Origin of the sequence: Rhizobium sp. RSm-3 (assembly GCF_001854685.1) — a bacterium.
Taxonomy (GTDB): Bacteria; Pseudomonadota; Alphaproteobacteria; order Rhizobiales; family Rhizobiaceae; genus Rhizobium; species Rhizobium ecuadorense.
The window spans coordinates 152,820-175,061 of the sequence record NZ_MAWZ01000001.1; the positions used below are offsets into that span (position 1 = coordinate 152,820).

Here is a 22,242-nt window from a genome sequence, read left to right on the forward strand (position 1 = left end):
GGGAGCGAAGTGACGAAGACGTGCGGAAGCCCCCACGGGTCGATCGGCAGAAGCGATCCCACGGGGGCGATATTCCGTCGGTTATTGTGCCAGCCAGGCGTCGAATCTTTTGGTCAGCGCTTCCGAATTGTCGATCCAGAAATCCGTATCAAGGCTGACTGCCTCCTGCATGTTGGCTTGGGTGGTGGGCAGGTCGGCCAGTTGTTCCGCCGGCAAGCTCTTGCCGGCTTCCTTGTTCGGGAGACCGTAGGCAATATATTGCGGCAGTTTTGCCTGGTTTTCCGGTTTGCTGGCGAAGGCGATGAAGTCAAAGGCAGCATCCTTGTTTTCGGCGCCCTTCAGAACGACCCAGCTATCCACGGCATAGATGCTGCCCGGCCAGACAACTTTGAACTGCCGGCCCTCGGAACGGTTGATGCCGGTGATGCGGCCATTATAGGCACTGGTCATGGCCACTTCGCCGGAAGCAAGCAGTTGCAGCGGCTGCGCGCCCGAGGTCCACCAGACAAGGTGCGGTTTCAACGCGTCAAGCTTGGCGAAGGCGCGGTCGATGCCCTCAGGCGTCGCCAGGACGTCGTAAACCTTGTCCGCCGGCACGCCGTCGGCCATCAGCGCGAATTCGAGCGTGTATTTCGGTCCCTTGCGCAGGGCGCGCTTGCCGGGAAATTTCTTCACGTCCCAGAAATCGGCCCAGGATTTGGGGCCATCGGCAATCTTGGCACCGTCATAGGCGATGGCGGTCGACCAGACGATGGCGCCGACGCCGCAATCACTCACCGCGGAAGGCAGAAACGCATCCTTGCCCCCAAGCTTGTTCCAATCCACCTTCTCAAAAAGCCCGTCGGCGCAGCCGAGCGAGAGCTCATCGGCTTCGACCTCCACGGCATCCCAGGACGGATTGCCTGCCTTGACCTTTGCCTGAAGGACGCCGATGCCGCCGTCCCAGCCTTCGTCGAGCAGAGGCTTGCCGGTCACCTTGGAGAACGGCTTGAAATAGATCTCTCGCTGCGCATCCTGAAAGTTCCCGCCCCAGGACGCGATGGTCAGATCCCGGGCCACGCCCGGTCCCGCGGCGAGCGCCAGCGACAGCAGGCCGAGAGCCGCAATCGTCGAAGTGTTTTTGAATGTCATTCGCTTCCCCTGTTTGTTGAGCGTCCGTCTGACGCCGGTTGACAGCCATGATCTGTGGGGATCGTTGGCAATCGCGGCCGCTCGCAAGGGATGGGCAAAGCCGGCGTCTGCGGACTTTGCCGTGGTGTCATCTCCGAGGTGGAGCGGCGTGTTGCGGGCAATGCTGGCGAATGTCCTGCGGGGCGGAAAGGCGCTTTTTGTTGACCGCGGTGGACACATGGATGCACCGCTCCCGATCAGTCTCCTCCGGCAAGTGGTCGCGCCGCCGGCAAATTTGATGTTTTCGCTTGCGAAGGGCGGAAAACGCGATTGCCAGTCACCAGATGTGTGGTGCATTCTATGCACCACCGTGCACCACTCTTCGTTACGCCAAAAATTGCCCATTCCATGGCATATGAAGATGTAGACGGCATTCCGATTTTGGTTTGGCAGAACCAATATCCGTTCTGGGAGACAGGATTGCGCAGAGGGAAATCATCGGCAGATGAACAGGAAGGTGTTCCGAAACGCGGACGTTTGCCGCCGCTTTCCATGGTGCGTGCCTTCGAGGCGGTCAGTCGCCTGGGATCGATGCGGAGAGCTGCCGACGATCTCAATCTCAGTCACACCGTCATATCCCGCCACGTCCGCAATCTCGAAGCCTGGTTTGGCACGCGGCTTGTCGATGCCGGCCCGCGCGGCATCAGGCTGACGGCGGAAGGCAGAGTTTTTGCCGAGACAGTCGGGGCGGCTTTCGACCTCATTGCCAAATCCACGGCGGAACTGCGTCCGGCAGTCAACCGCACGGTCTTGCGCATCTGGTGCGTGCCCGGTTTCGCCACACGGTGGCTGACGCCGCGTTTCAATCAGCTCCAGCTTGCCTTGCCCGGCATCGATTTCGTCATGCGCGCGACCGATCTCGAGCCGGATTTCACCCGTTATGAGGCCGATGTCGACATCCGCTATTCCGAGGAGCCAAGGGGGAATGTCCGCTGGATCCTGCTGGAAAGGCCTCGTATGTTCCCGGTCACCAGCCCCGAATGGATCAGCCGAAACGCGCCGATACGGACCCTTGACGATCTGGTGCGACAGCCGCTGATCCACGAGGAAAGCCGCGATCAGTGGCGGCAATGGTTTCGCAAGGCTGGCTTCGAGCATGAAGTGACATTGAACGGTCCTCGGCTGTGGTCAGCCAATCTGACCGTCGACGCGGCGGTGGCCGGTCAAGGAATAGCGCTGGCGACTCGTCTGATCGCCGCCGACGACTTGCGCGCCGGGCGGCTCGTCGAATTGCTCGAAACCGATGTCCGGCTTGGCGGCTATTATTTGGTCGGACCCCGGGAGCGTTGGAATGAGGTGACGTCGGCGCGTTTCCGGGCATGGCTGCAACAGTCGATCACTGAAACGACGGGAGGTCACGCCGCTCATGAAAGCGCTAATCCACGGCAATAGACGATAGGCATGCCAATCGCAGCGTCTCGCCGACGAACTGGGTCTTGCCGCCAGTGTAGAAATCCCAATCATCGCCTGCTTCCGCAGCCAGCCGACGTTTCAGATTGGCATAGGCCGCGACCCTTTCGGAGTGATCCCGAAGATAGTCGCGAAACAGGATGCGCTCCTGATGGGCGCGATTATTGGGTCCGCAGAGATAGAGCTTGAAGCCATAAGCTTCGTGATCGCGGGTGAAGGCCCAGCGTTTCTCTCCCCTATCGCCGTGGAAGACAAAATCGGCAGCGCGCACCATTTCGATCGCCATCGGCAGAATGTCATCAGAGATCGTGACGACATCGAGGTCGATCTTCGGCTTGGCCGCCAGGCCAGGCACCGACGTACTGCCGATATGGTCGATGGACAGCACGAGATTGCCGAGCAGCATGGAGATTTCGGCGCTGATTTCAGCAAAGAGCCGCGGCCAGGAAGGATCGTAGTCGACCACTTTGATGGCGCGCATGCCCTTCCTCGCAATTGCTGTCAATGCACTTCGGCGAGCAGCCCGTCGAGGATCGTGACCATCTTCTGCTTGGCCTCTTCGAGCGAGCCGCTATTGTCGAGCTCCGCCACGTCGTAGTCGCCGCGCACCGTCAGCGGCCCGCGGGCAAGTCTGGCCATGATATCCTCATGCGTCTCGCGCCCGCGCGCCTCCAGCCGGCTGGCGAGCACTTCCGGGCGAGCGGTGACGTTGATCACCTTGAGCCGCGGGAAAGCCGCCTGGAAACGGTGAAGCGCCGAGCGGGAACCGTTGGCGACGACGACATGGCCGCGCGACAACGCCACCGAGACCTCGGCCGGAATACCGTATTTCAAGCCATGGGCCTCCCACCAGACGGCGAAGGAGCCCGACTGCTCCATGGCGGCAAACCCTTGGAGGGAGACGGAAAGATGGTCTTCACCCCCGGCGTCGCGGTGGCGGGTGATGACGCGGCGGGTGAAGTGAACGTCGGCGCGGCCGGCGAAATGCCGCGCGGCAAGGTTCATCAGCGTGTCCTTGCCGGCGCCGCTCGGCCCGACGACGACGACCATGATGCCGCGCTCGGCTCCGGCTCCAGGATGGGGTTCGTACGGGCTCATGCGACACGGCGTCCTTGACGCCAGACGGAGCGTGTCACCGGCACGCCATGCGAACGGTGGACGCGGACGAGATCGGCGCGCAGCCCGGTGGCGATCCGGCCGCGATCATCGAGGCTGACGGTGCGCGCCGGCGTCGACGTCACCATGGCGATCGCCTTCGGCAGGGTGATGCTCTCGACCTCGTCGGCGAGGATGAAGGGCGCATGCAGCAGGCTGAGCGGCACGTAATCGGAGGACAGCACGTCGAGCACGCCCATCTCGGCGAGGTCGCGGGCGGCGATATTGCCGGAATGGGACTTGCCGCGCACGATGTTCGGCGCGCCCATCAGCACGCTCATGCCATGTTCGTGCGAGGCGCGGGCGGCATCGAAGCTGGTCGGGAATTCGGCAAGCCGCACGCCGTTGTCGATCGCCTCGTCGACATGCGAGAGCGTCGCATCGTCATGGCTTGCGACGGTGATGCCGCGCTCGGCGCAGACCTTGGCGATGGCGTTGCGATGCGGCGTCGAGTTGCGCGCCGATTCTGCCTGACGCTTGGCGACGAAACGGGCGAAGGCCTCGTCGCTCAGGCCACGCTTCTTCTGATAGTAGAAGATATATTGATCCATCGTCTGGAATTGACGCTGGCCGGGCGCATGATCCATCAGCGAGACCAGCCGCACATGCCGGTCCTTTTCGAAATCGGCGAAATGTTCGAGCACATTGTCGGCCGAAACCTCGCAGCGCAGGTGGAGGAGATGCTCGGCGCGCAGCCGGCCTTCCTTCTCCGCCGACTGGATGGCGTCGGCCATCTCGCGCATCTCGCCATGTTCGAAGCCGCCGTCCTCGTCAGCCCCCATGCGCAGGCAGTCGAACACCGTGGTGATGCCGGAGGTGACGATCTGGGCGTCATGCGCCTGGACTGCGGCCGTCTTGTTCCAGCGGATGCCGGGACGCGGCTGATAATGGCCTTCGAGGTGATCGGTATGCAGCTCGACGAGGCCGGGAATGACATAGTCGCCTTCGAAATCTTCGCCGGCTACCGAGTTGCCTTCGGAAATATCGGCGATCTTGCCGTCGCGAATGACAATCGAGCCCGCGAGGATGTCATCCTCGAGAACGATGCGGGCGTTGGAAAACACGGTCTCTCTGCTCATCTCGTCGGGTCTTTCAGCTTTTGGCGCCGGAAAGCGGCAACCAGGAATGAACTTTGAACGGGGCGCCGCGAGTCTCCTCGGTGAAGACGGCAAGGCCGGAAATCGAAAGCGGCCGGCCGGTGAAATCGGCAAAACGCTCGGTCAGAATGGCTTTCATCACCGCGGCGCGTGTCTCGGGCACCTGGCCGGTGAGCGTCATGTGGAAGCCGAAATCCTCCATGACATAAGGATAACCCCAGCGCTGCAGATTGGCGCGCTGGCTGTCGCTGAGCTTCTCCGGGTTGCGCCGCGCCATATCGGCCTCGGTAAGCGCTGCGCGGAACGGTTCGAAGGACTTTACCACCTTCGAGGCGAAATCCTGAAGAGGTTGATGAAGAGAACCGGGAACGAGGGCAAAAAAACGGCCGAGCTGACCGAGCACGAGCTCGGGAATCTCGAAGGCTTCAGTGCGCGCGGCAAACTCCTCGACGACAGCCATGAGATCCTTCTCGGTGACGGTGGCGGCGAGCGAAAACGGCGCCTTGATCGTCGCGTGAAAGCCGTAGCGGCGCGGGTCGGCGGTCAGCTCGAACTGCTCTGCGGCACCGAGCTGCGCATCATCAGGCGCAGCATAGGTCTTGCCGGCAAAGGCATCGCGGCCGAGCCAGAGCGAGGCCGCGCCGGTCAGGGGATCATCCTTCGGCGGCGAGAAATAGAGAGCGTAGCGCAAGGCTTTTATCCTGGGGATCGTCGAAACGGGAGCGCAATGTGCAGTGATTTGGCGGCGAACCGCAAGCAGGTTCCCGGCTAAAAGATTTCCGTGACAGAATGATGATGGCGGCAGCGCCGCCACGGCCTTTCCAGCGGATGGATCAGTGGGCTTTCGTGCCCATCAGCCGGTGGCGCAGCGCGTTCGAGGCGGCGTCGAAAATGAAGACGACGATCAGGATGAGGATGACCATATAGGCGACGTTTTCCCAGTTGGCGTTGGTGCGCATCGCCTCCCAGAGTTTGAGGCCGATGCCGCCCGCGCCGACGGCGCCGATGATGGTGGCACCACGCACATTCGATTCCCACTGGTAGAGCGTCTGGCTGACGATGACGGGAACGATCTGCGGCATAATGCCGTAACGATGGACGAGCACGGTCTGAGCGCCGGTCGATTGGATGCCTTCCCGTGGCTTGTTGTCGATATTCTCCAGCCCTTCGGAATAGAGCTTGCCGAGCGTGCCGGTCTCGGTGAGGAAGATTGCGCCGCTGCCCGCCAGCGGGCCGGGGCCGAAAGCGCGGGTCAGGAACAGCGCCCAGATCAGCATGTCGACCGAACGCAGGAAATCGAAGAAGCGCTTGAGGATCTGATTGAGCAGCCGGTTCGGCGTGATGTTGCGCGCCGCCAGGAAGGCGAGCGGGAAAGCGGCAAGCGACCCCAGCAGCGTTCCGAGGAATGCCATGACGATCGTCTGGAAAAGCTTGGTCCAGACGTCGCCATGCTGCCATTCGCTGTTGTTCCAGATGTCGTCGAAGGCGAGCGACAGGTTGGACTGGTCGGGCTTGATGCGCGGTCCGGAGACGATGAGGCTGACGACCTCGCCAGCCGGCTTGTCGAAGAAGGAGGATTGCGTGTCGAAGATGAAATTCGCCCAGCCGATGAAACGCTTGCGGATTTTCACCCGGTCGACGGAGATGCTGACATTGCCGGCAAAGCCGAGATCGGCAAGCACATTGTCGTCATAGACGGTCATCCAGCCGGGCACCGGCCCGACCACCTCAAGCGCACCGCTCGTGACCTTGACGGGGACGCTGATGCCATGCGCGGTGACGATCGTCCGGCTCTTCGACACGGTGACGGTGCGGCTGACGCCGCTGATCGAAACGGTGATGCTGCCATCGGGATTGTCGACCAGCCAGTCCGGATGCGGATTGTCGCCGAGCGGCGAGAAACGCGGATAACGCACCTCGATCGAGCCGTCGTCCTGGATGCGGAATTCCGGCTGAACGTCATAGCTCACCCATTGGCTGAGATAGATGCCGACGCGCTCCCAATGGGCTTCGGCGAAAAGCTTGGGCAGGTCGAAGAACCAGACGGCATAGAGGCTGTAGAGCAGCGTCGCGATCAGGATCATCAGCCCGCCGAAACGCTGGCGGAACGACCGGTGGAAATATTCCGGATAGCGCGCTTCGATTTCGTTCATGCGGTTTGCGTCGATCACCGTCATGGCAGCCTCAATGTTGCAGGAGGAAGGCGTGCTCGCCGACGAGGCGGCGGCGCAGCCATGCGGAGAACTGGTCGACGGCGACGATCGTCACGAACAGCAGTAGAACGAGCGCCATCGTCTTGGCGCCGAAGCCGCGCGAGATCGACAGCTTCAGCTCCTCGCCGATGCCGCCGCCGCCGACGGCGCCGATGATGGTCGAGGCGCGCACGTTGATCTCGAGCCGCAGCAGCGCATAGGAGGTGAAATTCGGCAGCACTTGCGGCAGCGCCGCGAAGCGAACGCGCTCCCACCAGTTAGCGCCGACCGCTTTCATGCCCTCATGCGGCTTCATGTCGATATTCTCGGCCACCTCGTAGAAGAGTTTGCCGAGCGCGCCTGTTGTGTGCAGGGTGATGGCGATGATGGCGGCGACCGGCCCGATCGACAGGATTGCCGAAAACAGGCCGGCAATGACGATCTCGGGGAAGGCGCGCAGAAATTCCATCAGGCGCTTGGTGAAGATGCGCAGCGGCCAGGAACGCGTCAGGTTGCGCGCGGCAAAGAAGCTCAACGGAACGGCAAAGACGAAGGCGATGAGCGTCGAAAGCAGCGCCACGTTGATGGTGACGATCATCAGCTCGAAATATTCGGGAATGTAGAAGGCGCCCGAGATATAGACACGGCCCTTGTCGAAGTTGAATTCCTCGCCGCCCTTGTCGTTGACGCTCGCTATGTCGAACAGCGCGCGCCAGACGTCGTTCCAGTCCTTGGGAATGAGCCAGCTCAGGAAGTCGAAAAGATGCGGCAGGCGGTCGAAGAAATGGCCGGCATTGCTCTCGTCGGCGAAGCGGACGGAACTTGCGAAAGCCGCGATGAGGATCACCAGGCCGAGCACGGTGTAGAAACGGCGCCTGGCGACCATCCGTTCCCAGGCGGTGCGGATCTCCCTGGTGCTCTGCATGTGTGGCTGTATCTCGGCAACAGTCATGGACGCCTCGCCCGTTACGAAGAAAGGGCGGCCGTTTCCGGCCGCCCTGCATTCAGAAGACCGATCAGCCGCCGATGGCAGCCTTACGGACTTCGACGACGGTGTTGTAGAACTCGTGCTTCACAGGGGCGTAACCCTTGTAGTCGCCGCCTTCAATAGCGGCGAAGCACTTGTGATCCTTCTCCGGCAGCGCCGTGAAGAAGGCTGCGAGCTTCGTCTGCCAGTCCTCACCGAGAGCGTTGCGAACGACGAGCGGGCCGTTCGGGATCAGCGGCGAGCGCCAGACTTCAACCAGCTTGTTCGGATCGACGGCGCCCTTGTCGACTTCCTTGCGGAAGGTGCCGGAGGTGTAGCCGTCCTTGAAATCGCCGATGCCGGACGAGTCGTCGACGGCAATGTCGACTTTGCCGTCATAGGCGGCGAGAAGGTTGTTCTCGTGGCCGCCATTGAACTGCGTCGAGGCGAAGAACTTGTCGTTCGGCATGCCCGTGTCCTTCGGGATCTGCGTCAGGGGCACGAGATAGCCGGAGGTGGAATCCGGATCGGCGTAGCCGAGTTTCTTGCCCTTGGCGTCCTTGATGGTCTTGATGCCGGAAGACTTCAGTGCCAGGCCGATCGAGTGATAGCCGGTCGAGCCGTCCTTCTGCTGCGTCGTCAGGATCGGCGTAACCGCCTTCGGATCCTTGATGTAGACGGCCGCATAACCGGAAGCGCCAAGTTCGGCAAAGTCGAGCGTACCGCCGAGCAGGCCCTGGATAACGCCGTCATAATCGGCGGCCGGGAACAGCGATACCTTCTCGAAACCGAATTCCTGCTTCAGATGGTCGGCAAGGCAGGCATAGTTGCGCAGGCGGTCGGTTTCGTTTTCGCCGCCGAGGATGCCGATGCGGAATTCCTTGAGATCAGCTGCATGGGCGGCGCCGGCGAGCGCGAAGAGCGCCGTTGCCGCAAAGAGTGCTTTCTTCAACATATGTCTCTCCTATTGACCGGTGCCCCCGGTCTTCCGTTACGAAGAAGTGTGCCCTTGACGCGGGCTTTCGATCGCGGCCGCCTCGCTCAGAGACCGGCCAGCGCCAGCGGCTGGGTGCCGGCGGATTGATTGTCTGCCCGCTCGGGAGCGGGATTGATCGATGTCGAGGTCATCGTTTCGTCGATGCCGGCGCCATCCTTGCCCGTCCCGTAGATTGCCCTCACCGCCTCAGCGGTCAGCTCCGAGGGCTTGCCGTCGAAGACGACGCGGCCGCCGGCCATGCCGACGATGCGCTCACAATAGTTGCGGGCGGTATCGAGCGTATGAAGGTTGGTGATGACGGTGATGCCCTCGCGCTCGTTGATATCGCGCAGCGCATCCATGACGATCTTGGCGTTGAGCGGATCGAGCGAGGCGATCGGCTCGTCGGCGAGCACCATCTTCGGGCTCTGCATCAGCGCCCGCGCAATCGCCACGCGCTGCTGCTGGCCGCCGGAAAGCGTGCCGGCCGCCTGCAATGCCGTCTGCTCGATGCCGAGGCGTTCGAGCGCTGCGATCGCGTGCACGCGTTCCTCGCGGGTGAAGATGTTGAGCAGGCTGAGAAGCGTCGAGCGGTGATTGAGGCGGCCGAGCATGACATTGGTGAGAACATCGAGGCGCGGCACCAGGTTGAACTGCTGGAAGATCATCGCACAGTCGCGCTGCCAGTTGCGCAGCGCCCCGCCGCGAAGCCCGGAAACCTCGACGCCGGCGAAATGGATGGAGCCGGAACTCGGCTCCTGCAGGCGGTTGATCATGCGCAAGAGCGTCGACTTGCCGGCGCCGGAGCGGCCGATGATGCCGACCATCTGACCCTGGGGAATGGCGAGCGTGACGGTATCAACGGCGAGCTTGTTTCCGAAACGACGGGTGACATCCTTCAGCTCGAACATCATGCTCTTCCCTTGCGCTCCAGGCCTCGGTCAGCATCGCATTAGTCCCGCTTCATGAACCTCAAATGTCATATTTGTGTAGTTCGTGTCACAATTCTCCGTGCCTAAATCGCAAGTTTAGCCGCCGTAGCGGACCAGGAAATCTTCCGCGCTCAGGTTGCGGAAATCCTGCAGCGCCAGGCGCAGCCGGTCGTGCTCCCAGTCCCACCAGGAAAGCCTGTCCAGGCGTTCGCCGACCGCTTTCGAAAACCGCTCTCGGATTGGTTTGGCCGGCACGCCGCCGACGATCGAGTAGGCCGCAACGTCCTTCGAGACGACGGCGCCGGCGCCGATCACCGCGCCGTTGCCGACACTGACGCCCGGCAGAATGGTCGCTCCATGGCCGATCCAGACGTCATTGCCGATCGTGACGCGGTTTGCGCGCCGCCAGGCGAAGAAGTCCTCCTCCATGTCGCCGTCCGGCCAGTAGTCGGCGGCGCGATAGGTGAAATGATGCAGCGTCGCACGCCAGGTCGGATGGTTGGTGGCGTTGATGCGCACGGCGGCGGCGATATTGACGAATTTGCCGATCGTCGCGCACCAGACGGAGCCATCCTGCATGATGTAGGAATAGTCGCCGAAGGTCGCCTCGCTGATGCGGCAGCGCTCGGAGACCTCCGTAAAGCGCCCGAAGCTGGAATCGCTGACGGAGGCCGTCTCATGGACATAGGGCTCGATACCCAGCTTGCGGCTCATGCGGCGATCTTTCCGGGAGAGAAAAGCTGGACGTCGAGGATGCGGTCGGCGACGGCTTCGCGCACTTCCTCGTCGTGGAAAATGCCGAGAAGCGCGACGCCCGCCTGCTTTTTCTCCTCGATCATGCCGACGACGACGGCGCGGTTCCTCGCGTCGAGCGAAGCTGTGGGTTCGTCGAGAAGCAGGATCGTGTGCCCGGTGATGAAGCCGCGGGCGATGTTGACACGCTGTTGCTCGCCGCCGGAGAAGGTGGCGGGCGGAAGCTGCCAGAGCGCCTCCGGCAGGTTGAGCCTGGCAAGCAGAGCGCCGGCCTTTTCCCGAGCCGCGACGGCGTCTTCGCCGCGCGCCACGAGCGGTTCGGCGACCACGTCGATTGCCGCCACGCGCGGCACGGTGCGCAGGAACTGGCTGACGTAACCGAGCGTATGGCGCCGCACGTGGAGCATGGTGCGCGGATCGGCGGCGGCGAGATCGACGATGCGCTCATCGTGGCGGATGAGGATCTGGCCGGTATCGACGGCGTAATTGCCGTAGATCATCTTCAGCAGCGAGCTCTTGCCGACGCCCGAGGGGCCGCCGAGCACGACGCATTCGCCTGAGGCGACCGAGAAGGCGACATTGGAAACGACGGGCAGCCTGATGCCGTCGCGCAGGTGCATGGTGAAGCTTTTCGAGACTTCGGAAACGACGAGGGGCGTTGGCATGATGTCTTCTTCCTGGTTTTGGACCTGCCGTAGTGCTCAGACCTGCAGGATCGAGGAGACCAGCAGCTGCGTGTAGGGTTCGCGCGGATCGTCGAGCACCCGGTCGGTGAGCCCGTGTTCGATGACGTAGCCGTCCTTCATCACCATCATCCGGTGCGACAGAAGCCGGGCGACGGCGAGATCGTGGGTGACGATGATCGCCGAGAGACCGAGATCGTTGACGAGACCGCGCACCAGATCGAGCAGGCGCGCCTGCACCGAGACATCGAGGCCGCCTGTGGGTTCGTCCATGAAGACGAGGCGCGGCCCGGTGACGAGGTTGCGGGCGATCTGCAGGCGCTGGCGCATGCCGCCGGAAAAGGCGCGCGGCTGGTCGTCGATGCGGTCGGCGTCGATCTCGACCCGTTCCAGCCAGTCGATCGCCGAGGCGCGAATCCTGCCGCAATGCCGGTCGCCGATCGCCATCAGCCGTTCGCCGACATTGGCGCCGGCCGACACCGCCATGCGCAGACCGTCGGCCGGATTCTGGTGCACGAAGCCCCAGTCGGTGCGCATCAGGAAGCGCCGCTCGGCCTCGTTCATGCGGTAGAGATCGCGGTAGCTGCCGTCGCGCATGTGATATTCGACGCTGCCGGTGCTCGGCAGCAGTCGGGTGGAGAGGCAGTTCAGCAGCGTCGTCTTGCCGGAGCCGGACTCGCCGACGATGGCAAGCACTTCGCCCGGCCAGAGCTCGAAGGAGACGTCGCGGCAGCCGATGCGGTTGCCGTAGAATTTCGAAACGTCATGGACTTTGAGAAGCGGGATATCGCTCATTCTGCAGCCTCCCGGGCCAGCATTTCGCCGGCATGCCCGTGCGCGCGACGGTCTTCGCAATGATCGGTGTCGGAGCAGACGAACATGCGCCCGCCCTTGTCGTCGAGAACCACTTCGTCGAGATAGACATCCTCAGCGCCGCAAAGGGCGCAGGGCTTGTCAAAGCGCTGGATGTCGAAGGGATAGTCCTCGAAATCCAGGCTGACGACGTCGGTATAGGGCGGAACCGCATAGATGCGCTTCTCGCGTCCGGCGCCGAAGAGCTGCAGCGCCTCCGACATGTGCATCTTCGGATTGTCGAATTTCGGCGTCGGCGACGGGTCCATCACGTAGCGGCCGTGCACCTTCACCGGATAGGCGTAGGTCCTGGAGATCCGGCCGTTATGGGCGATATCTTCATAGAGCTTCACGTGCATGAGGCCGTATTCCTCAAGCGCATGCATTTTGCGCGTCTCGGTCTCGCGCGGCTCGAGGAAGCGCAGCGGCTCGGGGATAGGCACCTGGTAGACGAGCACCTGGCCGGCCTTGAGCTTTTCCTCGGGAATGCGGTGGCGCGTCTGGATGATTGTTGCCTCGCCTGTATGCGTCGTCACCGCGACATTGGCGACCTTCTGGAAGAAAGCGCGGATGGAAACGGCATTGGTCGTGTCGTCGGCACCCTGGTCGATGACCTTCAGCACGTCGTCCGGTCCGATGATCGAGGCCGTCACCTGCACGCCGCCGGTGCCCCAGCCATAGGGCATCGGCATTTCTCTGCTGGCGAAGGGCACCTGATAGCCCGGGATGGCGATCGCCTTCAGGATGGCGCGGCGGATCATCCGCTTGGTCTGTTCGTCGAGATAGGCGAAGTTGTAGCTGGCGAGATCGCTCATTCGGCGGCTTCCTTCATGTCTTCGCCGGCATTGCGGGCGGCTTCGAATTCGCGGCGCATGCGGCGGACGAGATCGAGTTCGGCCTGGAAGTCCACATAATGCGGCAGCTTCAAGTGCTCGACGAAGCCGGTCGCCTGCACGTTGTCGGAGTGCGAGATGACGAATTCCTCGTCCTGCGCCGGCGCGGTGATATCCTCGCCGAGCTCTTCGGCGCGAAGCGCGCGATCGACCAGCGACATCGCCATCGCCTTGCGCTCGCTCTGGCCGAAAACCAGGCCGTAGCCGCGGGTGAATTGCGGCGGCGCCTTGGCTGAGCCCTTGAACTGATTGACCATCTGGCATTCGGTGACCTGGATGACGCCGAGCGAGACGGCAAAACCGAGTTCCGGCACGTCGAATTCCACCTCGACCTCGCCGATGCGGATTTCCCCGGTGAAGGGGTGGTTGCGGCCATAGCCGCGCTGGGTGGAATAACCGAGCGCCAGCAGGAAGCCTTCGTCGCCGCGGGCGAGCGCCTGCAGGCGCAGATCGCGGGTCATCGGGAATTCCATCGGCTCGCGGGTCAGATCGCCGATCTCGTGATCCTCAGGCATGTCGCCATCGGCCTCGATCAGGCCTTCCTCGCCGAGAATTTCGGAGACGCGCATGACGCGGCCGGTCTCGGCGGCGCGCTGGACAGGCGCCGCGACCGCCTCGTCGGCAAGCAGCGACGGATCGAGCAGCCGGTGCGTATAATCGAAGGTCGGCCCAAGAAGCTGGCCGCCCGGCAGATCCTTGTAGGTCGCCGAAATCCGCCGTTCGATCGTCATATCAGCCGTGTCGAGCGGCCTGGAATAGCCGAAGCGCGGCAGCGTCGTGCGGTAGGCGCGCAGCAGGAAGATCGCCTCGATCATATCGCCGCGCGACTGGCGCACGGCAAGGGCCGCGAGCGTCCGGTCGAAAAGCGAGGCCTCGGCCATCACCCGGTCGACGGCGAGCGCCAGCTGCGCGACGATCTGGTCGATACCGATCGCCGGCAGCGAACGGTCGCCGCGGCGGCGGTCGGCAAGCAGGCGGTGGGCATTGGCGATGGCGGCCTCGCCACCCTTGACGGCAACATACATGAGCTCAGATCTCCGTTGCTGTGATCTTGGTGGTGCGCGGCAGGCAGAGAAAACGTGTCACCGATGTCAGCACGATGTCGATTCCGCGCGGAAAGAGCGCGCGGTTCTCCGTCCAGAGCCGCAGAAAGGTCTCCGGCAGGCCGACAGGCGCGATCTCCGTCACAGTCTGGATGCCGGGGCCAATCAGCGCCAGCCGGCGCCCACCCTCGAGTTCGGGGAGCTGGATAATGAGCGTCGTCGAGCGGTCGGGATATTCCTGCGTGCCTGAGGCGAAGAGGCTGAAGGGGCAAAGCGCGGTGCCGGCCTCGGTGAAAGCGAAGCGCGCCTCGGCCTTCTCAGTGGTGAGCGGCGCGCCGGTGTGGAAGCCGAGCCACTCCGGCACGGCCGATTTCGCCAGCCCCTGGGACAGCCAGACGGGTGTGTCGTGGTCACAAAGCGTCAGCGCGATTGCGCCGGCGGCGCTGCCGAGCGGCACAGGCGGTGCGATATCGGGCTGAACGGTCTGGATCGTGCCGGGGCGGGCGATGCCGTCCATCAGCATCTTGAAGACGCTCTGGGCATGGAAGACCGGCTCGGCAAAGCCGCCGGTCAGGGCTTCCGTCTTCAGGCCCATCAGTTGTCTCCCCTGACCATGGTGAAGAAATCGACGCGGGTCGCCGCCGTCTCCTCCGCCTTGCGGCGCTCAGTAGCGGCGATCCGTCCGGCGATCGGCAAAAGCAGCGCCCGTTCGACGAAATCCTTGGTCGCCTCCTCCTGCCAGAGTGCGTCGAAGATCGCTGCAAGCCGGGCCTTTTCCCGGTCGGTGCCGAGCGCCTGCGCATGACCGACCGAGCCGGAGTCGAGCCGAACTGTTGCCCGCGTCACCGTTACTTCGCCGAGGTTGAAGGGCGCGCCGCCGCCGCCAATGCGGCCGCGCACCATCACCAGCCCGGTCTCTGGCCCGCGCACCGGATGCGCCGCGGGTTTTTCCGGCAAGGCATCCCAAACCGCCCAGAGTTCGCTTCGTTCCGCTCGCGCCAGCAGATCGGCGGCGCGTTTGCGCCCGGATGCCGTCTGTGACGCAGCGTCTGTCCTGTCCGCTGATATCATCGCCGCTTCCTTAAAATGTCTATTGATATAGACAACTATACAAGATATACCTACGCTTAAATCGATGTCGTGACAAGCGTGTGACATCGGGCGCGGGAAATGGGGCCGGAATGGCGGGATTGAAGCAGGTGCAAAGACAGACCGGCGTGGCGCTCTGGCGCCAGATCGCCGACCGGATCCGTGAGGCGATCGGCAACGGAGCCTATGACGAAACCGGAATGGTGCCGCCGGAAACGGTGCTGGCGCTGCAATTCGGCGTCAACCGCCACACGGTGCGCAGCGCCTTGGCGGCCTTGGCGCAGGAAGGCATCGTTCGCGCGGTGCAAGGTCGCGGCACGCTGATCGAGCGCAAGGAACGGCTGAATTTCCCGATCACCCGGCGCACCCGCTTCACTTCAGGCATCGGCGACCAGGCGCGCGAGATGCGCAGCCTTCTGCTCGATGAAGCGCAGGAGGAGGCGAGCGCCGAAGTCGCTCGCTGGCTGGGCCTGAAGCAGGGAGAACGGGTGATCCGCCTGGAAACATTGCGCCATGCCGACAGGCGGCCGGTGTCAAGGGCGACGAGCTGGTTTCCCGCCGAACGTTTCGCCGGGATCGGCGAGGCCTACCGCAAGCACGAATCGATCACCAAGGCTTTCGCCGAACTTGGCCTGCCGGATTATGTCCGCGCGACCACCGAAGTGACGGCCGCCCATGCGAACACGGCCGATCTGGCCGAGCTGGAGCTGACGCCCGGCGCGATCCTGCTGATCGCCAAGGCGATGAATACCGATCTCGACGGCGTGCCGGTGCAATATTCGATCAGCCGCTTCGCGGCCGACCGGGTGCAGTTCACGATCGAGAATTGAGGTCAGCCTTCCCTGACGGAACAGGGAAGGCCACTGATATCAGTGTGCGCCGGACATGTCGCCGAGCACTTCCTTCGACGCGACGGTTGAATCCGCCTTCAGCTTGTAGACCATGGGAACGCCGGTCGCGAGATTAAGGGCAAGCACGCCTTCCTTGGTCAGCTTGTCGAGCACCATGACCAGCGAGCGCAGCGAATTGCCGTGCGCGGCAACCAGCACCTTCTCGCCCCTGAGCACGCGCGGCAGGATTTCGGTCAGGTAATAGGGCCAGACGCGGGCGCCGGTGTCGCGCAGGCTTTCGCCGCCGGGCGGCGGCACGTCATAGGAGCGGCGCCAGATATGCACCTGTTCCTCGCCCCATTTGGCGCGGGCATCGTCCTTGTTGAGACCGGAGAGATCGCCGTAGTCGCGCTCGTTCAGGGCCTGGTCGCGGATCGTCGGCAGATCGGGCTGGCCGACCTTGTCGAGGATGAGCTTCAGCGTGTGCTGCGCGCGCACCAGCACCGAGGTATAGGCGACGTCGAATTTGATGCCGTATTCGGCTAGCGCCTTGCCGCCGGCATTGGCTTCCTCGATGCCGAGCGCCGTCAGATCGGGATCCTTCCAGCCGGTGAAGAGATTCTTCAGGTTCCAGTCACTCTGGCCGTGGCGAACGAGGACGAGGGTTCCGCTCATGAATATGCCTCCGATATGTCGTTATTGGGAAGAAAGCCCGAGCACGTCGAGCATGGAATAGAGACCCGGCTTCTTGTCGCGCGCCCACAGCGCCGCCTTGATAGCGCCGCGCGCAAAGATCGAGCGGTCGGCAGCGCTGTGCGACAGGGTGACGATCTCGCCTTCGCCGGCGAAAAGCACCGAATGCTCGCCGATGACGGAGCCGCCGCGCAGCGTCGCAAAGCCGATCGTGCCGGCTTGCCGGGCGCCCGTATGACCGTCGCGTACGCGGACCGATTTCGAGGCGAGATCGATATTGCGCCCCTTGGCCGCGGCCTCGCCGAGCAAAAGGGCGGTGCCGGACGGCGCATCCACCTTGTGCTTGTGGTGCATTTCCAGGATTTCGATATCCCAGTCATCAGGCTCGAGCGCCCGCGCAGCCTGTTCGGCGAGCACGCTGAGCAGATTGACCCCGAGGCTCATATTGCCTGATTTGACGATGCGGGCATGGCGGGCCGCAGCAGCGATCCTGGCATTGTCGTCGTCGGAGCAGCCGGTGGTGCCGACGACATGGACGATGCGGGCCTGCGCGGCGAGCCCCGAAAATTCCACTGTCGCGGCCGGCGAAGTGAAGTCGAGCACGCCCTCGGCATCGAGGAAGGCCTGGAGCGGATCGTCGCCGATGATGATGCCGGTCGGGCCGAGACCGGCGATCTCGCCGGCATCCTTGCCGATAAAGGGCGAACCGCTGCGTTCCACCGCCGCATGCAGCGTGGCGCCCTCGATGGTATGGATGAGCCGGATCAGCGTCTGCCCCATGCGCCCTGCCGCGCCAACCACCACCAGTTTCATCGCAGCATCGCTCATGTCAGTCTCACCAGGTCAGTTTGAATCGGAGGCCGAAGGCCTCTGCAGATTGTTGAGGCGAGCGTAAAGACCGTCGCTGACCTTCGCAAGCGTCTGGTGATTGCCTTCCTCGACGACCCGGCCTTGCTGCATGACGACGATCTTGTCGGCGCGCACCACGGTCGAAAGCCGGTGAGCGATGACGACGACAGTGCGTCCGGTCATCGCCTCGTCGAGCGCCTTCTGCACGGCGGCTTCGGACTCCGTGTCGAGGGCAGAGGTCGCCTCGTCGAGCAGCAGGATCGGCGCATTGCGCACCAGCGCACGCGCGATCGACAGCCGCTGGCGCTGGCCGCCCGAAAGCGTCACGCCGTTTTCGCCGACCGGCGTGTCGTATCCTTGCGGCTGCGCCGTGATGAAGTCATGCGCATAGGCAAGCCGGGCTGCCTCTTCCACCTCGGCATCGGTCGCTTCCGGCCGGCCATAGCGGATATTGTCGCGGATCGTCCCCTCGAACAGGTAAGGCTGCTGCGAGACATAGGCGAGCTGATGGCGCAGCGACTTCTTGGTGATGTGGGCGATGTCCTGTCCGTCGATCAGGATCTCGCCCTCGCGCGGATCGTAAAAGCGTGGAATGAGGTTGATGACCGTGGATTTGCCGGCCCCCGAAGGCCCGACCAGCGCAGTGGTCGCGCCGCCCTCGGCGACGAAGCTCACGCCGCTCAACACGCTCTCATTGCCGTAGCCGAAGGAAACGTTGCGGAATTCGATCCTGGCTTGCGTCACGGTCAGCGGCTGGGCGTCCGGCAGGTCGCGCTGGCGCGGCTCCATGTCGAGCAGTTCGTAGATCATCCGCGCATTGACGACGGCACGCTCCATCTGCACCTGCAGGCGGGCAAGCCGGCGGGCCGGGTCATAGGCAAGCAGCAGCGCCGTGACGAAGGAGAAGAAGGCACCCGGCGGCACATTGTAGTAAATCGAGCGGTAGGCGGCATAGGCCAGCACGCTGGCGACGGCAAAGCCCGCGAAACTCTCGGTCAGCGGAGACGTGCGCTCGGAAAGCCGGGCAATCCGGTTCGCCCTGTTTTCGGCGCCCTTGATGAGCTTGGTGACCTTGCGTTCCAGCTCGTCTTCCATCGTGAAGGCTTTCACGATGGCGATGCCCTGGATCGTCTCCTGCATGGCGCCGAGAACGTGGCTGTTCAAATGCACGGCCTCGCGCGTCGCCGAGCGCAGCCGCTTGGAAACATAGCGCAGCGCATAAAGCAGCGGCGGCGCCATGATGAACACGGCCAGGCTGAGCAATGGATCCTGGAGGATCATCACCGCGAGCAGCGAAACGAAGGTCAGCAGGTCGCGCACCGTCGAAGTGATCGTCAGGTTGAGCACGTCGCGGATGCCGCTGACGTTCTGGCTCACCTGCGCGGCGATATGGGCGGAGCGGGCTTCGCTGAAGAAGCCGACCGAAAGCGTCATCAGATGCGAATAGAGCCGGCGCTGGTAACGGGCGACGATATCGTTGCCGACCTTGGACAGCGCCACCGCCTGGCCGTAGCCCGCAAAGCCGCGCAGCACGAAGGCGATGAAGATCGAAAGACAGATGATCCAGACGACGTCGGCGCGCCGATTGGCAAAGGCTTCGTCGATGATCGCCCGCATGATCCAAGCGGTAAACGCCGTCGAAAGCGCCACCACGATCAGGCAGGCAATCGCAAAGACGTAGCCCCAGAGATGGTCACGGCCGTTTTCAGCGATGATGCGCTTCAGGATGCCGGTTACGGTATCGCTGCTGACGCTCTGCGTTCTCGTTTCCGCCGCTTCCAAAAATCGGGTTTCCTGTCTCGTACCGAACGCGGCGCAGGGCGCGACGCGTACTTTTGCCGGCTCTATAAAGAGTTGGGATTGGTTTGGCTAGAGCGTCGCGTCCGGGGTGGCGCGCGCCAGGGTCAGCGCCGCCAGCGACGGCCTTCCGTCGAGACGCCGAAATTCGCCGGCATGCGCGCATAGGAGGAAAGCCCGGCAAGCGCTGCCAGCGGATGCGTCACCACATAGGTCGGGATGGTGCGAAGCAGCGCCGAATGCGGCGCCTTGTCCTCGAAGGCCAATCGGAATTCCGGTCTCTTCAGCGCCGGGAGGATCTTCTGCGAGATGCCACCGGACAGATAGACGCCGCCGCGCGCCATGAACACCATCGCCATGTCGCCCGCCACGCGGCCGAGATAGGTGGCAAACAGCGAGACGGTCTCGATCGCCGCCTTGTCGCTGCCGGCAAGCGCGTGCGAGGTGATGTCGGCCGGATCCTTCATCGTCGGCTGGATGCCGTCGACCACGCAGATGGCATGGTAGAGATTGACGAGGCCGCGTCCGCAGAGGATCTGCTCGGCCGAAACACGGCCTTCGATCGTCTCGATATGCGGGAAGAGTTGATAGTCGCGCTTGCTGCGCGGCCCGAGATCGATGTGGCCGCCTTCGCCGGGGACCGGGATCCAGCTGTGCTGGACATGCACCAGCCCGCCGACGCCGAGCCCGGTGCCGGGTCCGAGCACGACGCGCGAGGCGATCATGTCGCCGGTGGCGTCGCCGATGCGTTCGCGGTTCTCATCCGAAAGGGCGGCGACGGCCAGAGCCTGCGCCTCGAAATCGTTGACGACGAGCACGTCCTCGATGCCGAGGCCCTCGATCATCGTCTTTGGCCGCACCACCCAGTCGCAATTGGTCAGCGGGATCTCGTCGTCGTTGATCGGGCCGGCGACGGCAAGGATCGCCGAACGCGGCTGCACGGCGGTCTTGTCGAGCACGCCCTTCTGGATCGCTTCGTCGATCGTGGCGAAATCCGCCGTGCGCACGTTCGGAAACTGCTTTGGCTCGGCATAGGCGTCGGTCAGGATGGAGAAGCGGGCATTGGTTCCGCCGATATCGCCGATCAGGATCGGGAAAGGCAGCGGAGCGGTGCTGTGGTTCGGTTTGGGCATGGCCGGTTCCGTGCTGATCAGGCTTCGAGTGTGGGAAGAAGTTTTATAGCGGTCGCGTGGTTGAGCGCCATCGGAATATCGTAAACGATGGCGAGCCGCATCAGCGCCTTGACGTCGACATCGTGCGGCATCGGCGTCAAGGGGTCGACGAAGAAGATCAGGGCGTCGACCTCGCCGGTCGAAATCAGCGCGCCGATCTGCTGGTCGCCGCCGAGCGGTCCGCTTTTCAATCTGGTGACGTCGAGATCCGGGGCGGCGTCGAGCACCCGCCCGCCGGTCGTGCCGGTGGCGACGATCTTCCAGCCGGAGAGAATATCCCTGTTGGCGCGGGCGAACGCCGCCATATCGTCTTTCTTCTGGTCATGCGCAATCAATGCAAGGCATTTGCCGCCGGCCATGAACCCAATCTCCGCCCAAGCAATTCAATCGATTTGACCGCTTCTATACCAAGAATTTGCGATTTGAAAGACAAGGCGCCGGCGCTCCTCATTGGATTGCCGGCTTGTCGTTCGGAACCGGGCCGACATCGGGCAAGTCTCCCTCGTCATCGGCGGCCGGCTCTGCTGCCGGAGCGGCGGTGAGCGCGCTCGCAGCGGAAGATCCGCCCGCGGCGGAAGATCCGCCGTAGGTGGCGGCCTGCATCGAGGCGACGGAGGCGGCATCGAGCACGGCGGCACAGGCCTTCGGCAGGTCGGAAACCATCATTTCGCGCGGTGGCTTCGGCGGCTTGGCGCCGGGCTTCGGCGGTTTCGGCGGCGCCCAGGGGGCCGGCGTGAACCAATAGGCGAGCGACTTGTCGCAGCCGTCGCCGGCGGCAACAGGTGCCTGCGGCGTGCATCCCGCAGCACCCGGCGGGCACTTGATGCGGATGTGGAAATGCGAGTCGTGGCCGTATATCGGCCGAAGCTTGCCGAGGTTGGTGCGGTCGCCCGTCCAGGTGTCGCACATCTTCTTCTTGATCGCCGGGTTGACGAAGATGCGCTCCACCTCGGGATAGCTTGCCGCCAGCATCAAGAGCCGCGCCCGCGATTGCGTCCAGACCTTGGGGTCGACGGTGAGGAACTTGTCCTTCTGCAGCATCGTCGTGAACGGCAGGTCCTCACGCTCCTTGGCCGTCATGTGGCGTGCCGGCATCGGCGTAAACCAGATATCGGCATCGAGGCCGATCTGGTGCGAGGAATGGCCGTTGAGCATTGGCCCGCCGCGCGGCTGCGCAATGTCGCCGACGAGGATGCCCGACCAGCCGGCATATCCAACCGCGTCCTGCGAAAACCGTTCCAGAAGCGCGATCATCGCCGGGTTGCCCCAGCGGCGGTTGCGCGAAAGCCGCATCGCCTGCCAGGTCGGCCCGTCTGTGGGAAGCGCCACCGCACCCGTCATGCAGCCCTTGGCGTAAAAGCCGATCGGCTGCGCCGGGCCCTGCGTCGGCAGGCTGGCGGCGCCGAACTGGCCCTTGGCACTGCCCGGGCTTGGCGCCTTCTGCTCAGCCCCGACATCGCCGGCGGCAAGGCTTGCGCCGATTGCGCCGGCAAGCGCCAGTTTGCCGAATGTCCTGAAAGCCTGAGCGAAGCCGAAAGCCATGCTGTTTCCTTGAGAAGTGATTTGCGTTCGAATCTATCGTGAAAAGTGATTTTGGTGAATCGATGTTTTGGCGGGCGGGGATAGAAGGAGCGCGAGGGTGGTGACGCCAACGGCTCAAATTTTCGCGAGTCCGGCAAAAACCAAACT

At 63.5% G+C, this 22,242-nt stretch carries 24 protein-coding genes; 2 read left to right on the forward strand and 22 right to left on the reverse strand.

The window, feature by feature from the left end:
* Window positions 1-81 precede the first annotated feature (81 nt).
* The gene (locus BBJ66_RS00670) at window positions 82-1,131 is read right to left on the reverse strand and encodes an ABC transporter substrate-binding protein (protein WP_071084179.1); all 1,050 of its coding nucleotides are present in this window, start codon (window positions 1,129-1,131) and stop codon (window positions 82-84) included.
* A gap of 459 nt (window positions 1,132-1,590) precedes the next feature.
* Here BBJ66_RS00670 and BBJ66_RS00675 point away from each other — a divergent pair, with 459 nt between their 5' ends.
* Window positions 1,591-2,562 (forward strand): LysR substrate-binding domain-containing protein, encoded by a 972-nt coding sequence (locus BBJ66_RS00675; RefSeq protein WP_225881045.1) that lies wholly within the window; start codon window positions 1,591-1,593, stop codon window positions 2,560-2,562.
* Here BBJ66_RS00675 and BBJ66_RS00680 read toward each other — a convergent pair.
* The 15 genes from BBJ66_RS00680 to phnG form a co-directional block, all read right to left on the reverse strand.
* Entirely contained in the window at window positions 2,546-3,061 is a 516-nt protein-coding gene (locus tag BBJ66_RS00680; RefSeq protein WP_071084181.1) for a GrpB family protein, read from the reverse strand. The genes BBJ66_RS00675 and BBJ66_RS00680 overlap by 17 nt on opposite strands.
* Before the next feature lie 20 nt (window positions 3,062-3,081).
* Entirely contained in the window at window positions 3,082-3,678 is a 597-nt protein-coding gene (gene phnN, locus BBJ66_RS00685; protein ID WP_049731232.1) for a phosphonate metabolism protein/1,5-bisphosphokinase (PRPP-forming) PhnN, read from the reverse strand.
* Complete coding sequence (locus BBJ66_RS00690; protein WP_071084184.1) at window positions 3,675-4,814, reverse strand: alpha-D-ribose 1-methylphosphonate 5-triphosphate diphosphatase; 1,140 nt, start codon at window positions 4,812-4,814, stop codon at window positions 3,675-3,677. Before BBJ66_RS00690 ends, phnN begins: the two co-directional genes overlap by 4 nt.
* Window positions 4,815-4,827: 13 nt before the next feature.
* A complete protein-coding gene (locus BBJ66_RS00695; RefSeq protein WP_049731230.1) occupies window positions 4,828-5,523 on the reverse strand; it encodes a DUF1045 domain-containing protein in 696 nt (231 codons plus the stop codon).
* Between the two features lie 142 nt (window positions 5,524-5,665).
* Window positions 5,666-7,009, reverse strand: coding sequence for a phosphonate ABC transporter, permease protein PhnE (phnE, locus tag BBJ66_RS00700; protein WP_071084187.1), 1,344 nt, complete (start codon window positions 7,007-7,009; stop codon window positions 5,666-5,668).
* A 7-nt stretch (window positions 7,010-7,016) separates the two neighbouring features.
* A complete protein-coding gene (gene phnE / locus BBJ66_RS00705) occupies window positions 7,017-7,976 on the reverse strand; it encodes a phosphonate ABC transporter, permease protein PhnE (RefSeq protein ID WP_071084189.1) in 960 nt (319 codons plus the stop codon).
* Window positions 7,977-8,040: 64 nt separating this feature from the next.
* Window positions 8,041-8,946 carry a phosphonate ABC transporter substrate-binding protein gene (gene phnD, locus BBJ66_RS00710; RefSeq protein ID WP_071084192.1) on the reverse strand — a complete coding sequence of 302 codons (906 nt, stop codon included), beginning with the start codon at window positions 8,944-8,946 and terminating at the stop codon, window positions 8,041-8,043.
* An 86-nt stretch (window positions 8,947-9,032) separates the two neighbouring features.
* Window positions 9,033-9,878 carry a phosphonate ABC transporter ATP-binding protein gene (gene phnC, locus BBJ66_RS00715; RefSeq protein ID WP_071084195.1) on the reverse strand — a complete coding sequence of 282 codons (846 nt, stop codon included), beginning with the start codon at window positions 9,876-9,878 and terminating at the stop codon, window positions 9,033-9,035.
* Between the two features lie 117 nt (window positions 9,879-9,995).
* Window positions 9,996-10,613, reverse strand: coding sequence for a DapH/DapD/GlmU-related protein (locus BBJ66_RS00720; RefSeq protein ID WP_071084198.1), 618 nt, complete (start codon window positions 10,611-10,613; stop codon window positions 9,996-9,998).
* The gene (gene phnL, locus BBJ66_RS00725) at window positions 10,610-11,317 is read right to left on the reverse strand and encodes a phosphonate C-P lyase system protein PhnL (RefSeq protein ID WP_071084200.1); all 708 of its coding nucleotides are present in this window, start codon (window positions 11,315-11,317) and stop codon (window positions 10,610-10,612) included. The genes BBJ66_RS00720 and phnL overlap by 4 nt, the downstream gene beginning before the upstream one ends.
* A 36-nt stretch (window positions 11,318-11,353) precedes the next feature.
* The gene (gene phnK, locus BBJ66_RS00730) at window positions 11,354-12,130 is read right to left on the reverse strand and encodes a phosphonate C-P lyase system protein PhnK (RefSeq protein WP_071084265.1); all 777 of its coding nucleotides are present in this window, start codon (window positions 12,128-12,130) and stop codon (window positions 11,354-11,356) included.
* A complete protein-coding gene (locus tag BBJ66_RS00735; RefSeq protein WP_071084267.1) occupies window positions 12,127-13,002 on the reverse strand; it encodes an alpha-D-ribose 1-methylphosphonate 5-phosphate C-P-lyase PhnJ in 876 nt (291 codons plus the stop codon). The genes phnK and BBJ66_RS00735 overlap by 4 nt, the downstream gene beginning before the upstream one ends.
* On the reverse strand, window positions 12,999-14,105 hold the full coding sequence (locus BBJ66_RS00740; RefSeq protein ID WP_071084269.1) for a carbon-phosphorus lyase complex subunit PhnI: 1,107 nt from the start codon (window positions 14,103-14,105) through the stop codon (window positions 12,999-13,001). Before BBJ66_RS00740 ends, BBJ66_RS00735 begins: the two co-directional genes overlap by 4 nt.
* Window positions 14,106-14,109: 4 nt before the next feature.
* Window positions 14,110-14,718 carry a phosphonate C-P lyase system protein PhnH gene (gene phnH, locus BBJ66_RS00745; RefSeq protein WP_049731220.1) on the reverse strand — a complete coding sequence of 203 codons (609 nt, stop codon included), beginning with the start codon at window positions 14,716-14,718 and terminating at the stop codon, window positions 14,110-14,112.
* A complete protein-coding gene (gene phnG / locus BBJ66_RS00750) occupies window positions 14,718-15,194 on the reverse strand; it encodes a phosphonate C-P lyase system protein PhnG (RefSeq protein WP_071084271.1) in 477 nt (158 codons plus the stop codon). The genes phnH and phnG overlap by 1 nt, the downstream gene beginning before the upstream one ends.
* A 110-nt stretch (window positions 15,195-15,304) precedes the next feature.
* Between phnG and phnF the strand changes: the two genes are divergently transcribed.
* Window positions 15,305-16,042 (forward strand): phosphonate metabolism transcriptional regulator PhnF, encoded by a 738-nt coding sequence (gene phnF, locus BBJ66_RS00755; RefSeq protein WP_071084273.1) that lies wholly within the window; start codon window positions 15,305-15,307, stop codon window positions 16,040-16,042.
* Between the two features lie 39 nt (window positions 16,043-16,081).
* Here phnF and BBJ66_RS00760 read toward each other — a convergent pair whose 3' ends face one another.
* From BBJ66_RS00760 to mepA, 6 genes are all read right to left on the reverse strand, one after another.
* On the reverse strand, window positions 16,082-16,717 hold the full coding sequence (locus tag BBJ66_RS00760) for a 2,3-bisphosphoglycerate-dependent phosphoglycerate mutase (RefSeq protein WP_003589269.1): 636 nt from the start codon (window positions 16,715-16,717) through the stop codon (window positions 16,082-16,084).
* Between the two features lie 21 nt (window positions 16,718-16,738).
* Window positions 16,739-17,563 (reverse strand): 4-hydroxy-tetrahydrodipicolinate reductase, encoded by an 825-nt coding sequence (gene dapB, locus BBJ66_RS00765; RefSeq protein WP_071084275.1) that lies wholly within the window; start codon window positions 17,561-17,563, stop codon window positions 16,739-16,741.
* 15 nt (window positions 17,564-17,578) lie between these two features.
* A complete protein-coding gene (locus BBJ66_RS00770) occupies window positions 17,579-19,366 on the reverse strand; it encodes an ABC transporter ATP-binding protein (RefSeq protein ID WP_071084277.1) in 1,788 nt (595 codons plus the stop codon).
* A 122-nt stretch (window positions 19,367-19,488) separates the two neighbouring features.
* Window positions 19,489-20,514 carry a glucokinase gene (locus BBJ66_RS00775; protein ID WP_071084279.1) on the reverse strand — a complete coding sequence of 342 codons (1,026 nt, stop codon included), beginning with the start codon at window positions 20,512-20,514 and terminating at the stop codon, window positions 19,489-19,491.
* A gap of 17 nt (window positions 20,515-20,531) precedes the next feature.
* Complete coding sequence (locus BBJ66_RS00780; protein ID WP_049731213.1) at window positions 20,532-20,912, reverse strand: methylglyoxal synthase; 381 nt, start codon at window positions 20,910-20,912, stop codon at window positions 20,532-20,534.
* Window positions 20,913-21,000: 88 nt separating this feature from the next.
* Window positions 21,001-22,095: a penicillin-insensitive murein endopeptidase gene (gene mepA / locus BBJ66_RS00785; protein ID WP_071084281.1), complete on the reverse strand. Its 1,095-nt coding sequence runs from the start codon at window positions 22,093-22,095 to the stop codon at window positions 21,001-21,003.
* Between the last annotated feature and the right edge of the window lie 147 nt (window positions 22,096-22,242).